Here is a 4,009-nt window from a genome sequence, read left to right as displayed (position 1 = left end):
TAAAACAGATTGGAGCTTATTTAGCGTTATTGTTTATGGGGTTTCCATCATTGTTCTTTTTACGGCTTCAACTTTTTATCATGCTGCAAAAGGGGAGAAGTATAGGCATTATTTCAGAATTATAGACAACATAAGTATTTACTTTTTAATTGCAGGAACCTATACGCCGGTTTGCCTAATTTCTCTGGAGCAAACTTTAGGTTGGACACTTTTTTTCGTGGTTTGGGGGATTGCTGCTTTTGGTGTTATTTTAAAACTATTTTTTACAGGAAGATTTGAAGTGTTTTCAACCTTACTTTATTTAGTAATGGGTTGGCTTATTATTTTCGATTTTTCAAACTTATCAAGTGAAATGGGTGATCATGGCATTTTATTTCTATTTGCAGGTGGTCTGTCTTATACGGTTGGTATTGTTTTTTACGCCGTTCAAAAAATACCATTTAATCATGTTATTTGGCATTTGTTTGTGTTAGCCGGTGCTATTTTTCACTTCCTCATGATTTACAATTATGTCATTTAATGACATAGCTGACTGTTGACTTTTTGGAATTTAGCTTTTTGTTTTTTGGAATTTAGTATTCAAGTACTTGTCTTGAAGTAGTTTGTTATTTTCTCTTAATCAGTTTAAACGATTGTTCTTTCCCATTTTGAATCACTTTTAAAATGTAAATTCCAATGGATAAATTTTTTCCGTTTAACGCTAATTGATACGTATCATTTCCTTCCGTCATCGTTAAACTATTTTCAATAATGGAACGGCCTAAAATATCATATAATGTATAAGCTAAAGGGGTGCTTTCATCTAAGGCAGCAATTCTTAAAGAAATATCGTCAACAAACGGATTTGGGTAAACGGATGCATTAAAACCATCTTCTTCCGAGATATCTAAAAACGGATCGGTTACTGAAATTTTTAATTCACTTAATCCATAACAGCTACCACCATAATTAGAGCTTGGTGTAATTAATACGTATCGCGCTTTCGCAGAATTAAAATCAGGCCCTTCATCACCTTCATAGGTTGATAATCCTGAGGCTTGTTCCATATTAAATTCGCCTAAATTCACCCATGTAACGCCGTCCAATGAATAATCTAAATTATATGCATTAATGCCATAGTTTAAGTTTTTAGGCTCGTTAGCATTCCAAAATTTGGTTTCATTTAAAATATAATCATAACCTAAATCATACATGATCCAATGCGTTTCTCCGTATGACGTTATTGGGTTTTGAGAAATATTACAAGATACCCAACCATCAAACCAGTTTGTGCTATGCCTGTCTGGATAGCATTGCGATTGCATGAGCTGGACACTCAACATCGCAAAAAGGAATAGGGATATACTTTGTTTTTTCATCATAACGTATTCATAAAACCTAATGGTGCAACACCAGAAGCTGTATCATAAAAATTTGAAATATTTGGTAAAACTGTGGCAAGCTCGGATGCTGGAACACCAAACCATAAGGCTAATTCAGCCATATATAAATCGGCGGCTGTAGTAGGAATAATGACACTACCATCAACCATGAGGTCGCTATTTAAATCTAAGCTTGGAAAACTTCCATAAATATCTTTTCCGTTAACTGCTGCGCCCATCATAAATGTGTTTCCACCCCAAGCATGATCTGTTCCATTCCCATTCGAGGTGAGCGTTCTTGCAAAATCCGAAATACTAAAAGTGGTTACGCAATCATTTACATTTAACTCTGTCATCACATCATTAAAATATTTTAAAGCTTGATTAACTTCAGCCAATTTATTGCTTTGATTTATTAGTAGTTCATCATGATGATCCCAACCACCAATGTCAACGAAAAATATCTGTCTGGAAAATCCTAAAGTATCTCTTGAAGCGATAGTTTTTGCAACCATTCTAAATTGTGCTGCTAAATTATTATACACCGGCAGTATGGTGCTGAAATCTGAAATACCGTCAATAGCACCTTGAAACTCTAAATTGGCCTCGTTGGATGTTTTGATGGTGCTTTTGTATGCGTTTTTATAAATATCTTGATAATCTCTTTCTAACATGGTATTTAATGCTGCCGTTTTAAGCTCGTTAAATTGCCCAGATCCACCATACCCATTTATCCCAATACTACCATTATTACTAATGGAATAAGGAATAATATCATGTCCGCGTTGAAAGATATTACTTCCTCCTAAGGAGATATTCATGGATATATTTTGATTGGCATTCATGCTTTGCACTAAATCTGCAATTTTTCCTCCCCAACCTGTATTTGTTCTTTCATGTGGGCGGCCTGTTTGCCATTGCTGAATTTGATCGGCATGCGAAAATAAACCCAAAGGTGTTTTTACAACACCATTTAAAAGATCTGTTTTACTTGAAGGCTCTATTAAAGTTCCTACGTTAGAAAGAAAAGCTAAATTTCCATTCTCAAATAATTGTTGCATATCTGGCATAGATGGGTGCAATCCAAAGGTTCTTCCATCGGTAGTTATAGGATTTATTTGCAACACATCATTTTGCGGAATGGCTAAATTTGATCGGGTAGTTGCATATTCATTATATTCCGTATTCCCTTTGGGAATTAGCATGTTAAACGAATCGTTTCCACCACCAAGTAATACACACACAAGGGCTTTATAATCGCCACCAAGTGTAATAAGCGAGGTGTTATCCATGGCGGATGCTGCCATAGCTTTTAAGTTTATTAAAGACGAAAATAGCGTCGTGTAACCTAGTGCAGCACAGGAGTCTCCAATAAATTTTCTTCTCGACATATGTTTTTTATGGGCAGTCATTTTTTGCTATTTAAGGATGGTATAATCCGGACTTATGAGTATCAGGTATAAGGCCATTTTTACTCTTAAATCGGTATATTGAAAATCGGCATTCCAATCATTTACAATCGGGTCAACAGCATTTATAATGAGTTGTTTTGTTTCATTTGATAATTGCCCACGTGTAAATAATTTGTCTAATTGATTAATCAGAACTTCGCTATCTTTTGCATAATATTTTAAAGCTTCAAAATCTAAGGGTCGGCCTTCCATATCTAAATCCCAGGTATCTAGAATGGAGTAATACTGCGGAAATGTCCATAAATCAACCTCATTTATATAATTGATACTTGTAGCCGAATTATGTATTTCAAATTCTGGGCCTACCAAATTGGCATTTGTAAATTCAGTATTTGGTACATAAGCCGGTAAAAAGAAATTAAAAACATGTGGTGCTGCTAAAGAAGATTGCCCTGTGGCTTGGTAAAAATTATAGGCTACATTCCAGTTTTCGCTTTCTTCATTATCTAAATCCAATTGTCTTGCAACGTTAAAATACCGAAGCATAGGCTCTATTAATTTGCCACTTGTTGGGTTTTCCATCCAACTACAACTTCTGGCTTCATCATCTAATAAAATAGCTTTTATGACCGCTTTCATATCACCGCGAACCCCTTTTGTATTATTAAAAGCCGTACTTACTCTAGAAATATATGCCGCTGATGGATTAGATTTTACCAACTGTTGAATAAGCCGTAAAGCTATAAACGGACCCACATTTTGATGGTTGAATAAATTATCAATTCCCGATTCTATATCTTGAATTCCCGATTGTCCACTTGGTACTACTTGACCGTTAAGCAATTTTTTTTCTCCAGGTTCATGAAATTCATCGTACATGGCCATGGGAGTATCTTTTAACGCTAAATATTGGTTTACACCAAATTGCGGCGTAACGCCCCAAGGGTTTTCTATGACTGCGCCGGCTCCTAAACCTGTGAAGATTTTAGCAAATTCTTTAATATCGTCGTTATTGTAAGTAGGAATTCTATCGCCGTTACCATCTAAAATATAGGTACCATTTTGGTTTAATTCATAAAGTCCAATGGTAAATAATTGCATAATTTCTCTAGCAAAATTCTCATCTGGATGGGTGTTTTCGTCTGGATTACTTTTTGGATTGTTATAGTGACTTAAATAAATACCCATCATTGGGTGCAAAGCCATGTCTTTCAATAGGTTTTTGAAATTTCCAAA

At 35.1% G+C, this 4,009-nt stretch carries 4 protein-coding genes; 1 reads left to right on the top strand and 3 read right to left on the bottom strand.

Translation table 11 applies throughout. The features are described from left to right. A partial coding sequence (trhA, locus tag WBN21_RS11050; RefSeq protein ID WP_424200243.1) for a PAQR family membrane homeostasis protein TrhA occupies positions 1-520 on the top strand: 520 nt, incomplete at its 5' end. An 85-nt stretch (positions 521-605) separates the two neighbouring features. Here the strand turns inward: trhA and WBN21_RS11045 are convergent. The 3 genes from WBN21_RS11045 to WBN21_RS11035 form a co-directional block, all read right to left on the bottom strand. Beyond that, positions 606-1,304, bottom strand: coding sequence for a T9SS type A sorting domain-containing protein (locus WBN21_RS11045; RefSeq protein WP_424200241.1), 699 nt, complete (start codon positions 1,302-1,304; stop codon positions 606-608). A 53-nt stretch (positions 1,305-1,357) separates the two neighbouring features. Continuing rightward, a complete protein-coding gene (locus tag WBN21_RS11040; RefSeq protein WP_424200239.1) occupies positions 1,358-2,752 on the bottom strand; it encodes a DUF1501 domain-containing protein in 1,395 nt (464 codons plus the stop codon). Between the two features lie 27 nt (positions 2,753-2,779). After that, the coding region (locus WBN21_RS11035; protein ID WP_424200237.1) for a DUF1800 family protein at positions 2,780-4,009 on the bottom strand (1,230 nt) is incomplete at its 5' end.

This window comes from Algibacter sp., assembly GCF_049667265.1.
In the GTDB taxonomy this organism is placed as follows: Bacteria; Bacteroidota; Bacteroidia; order Flavobacteriales; family Flavobacteriaceae; genus Algibacter_B.
The sequence above is the reverse complement of the archived record's forward strand: the minus strand, read 5'-3'. Positions and strand labels throughout refer to the sequence as shown.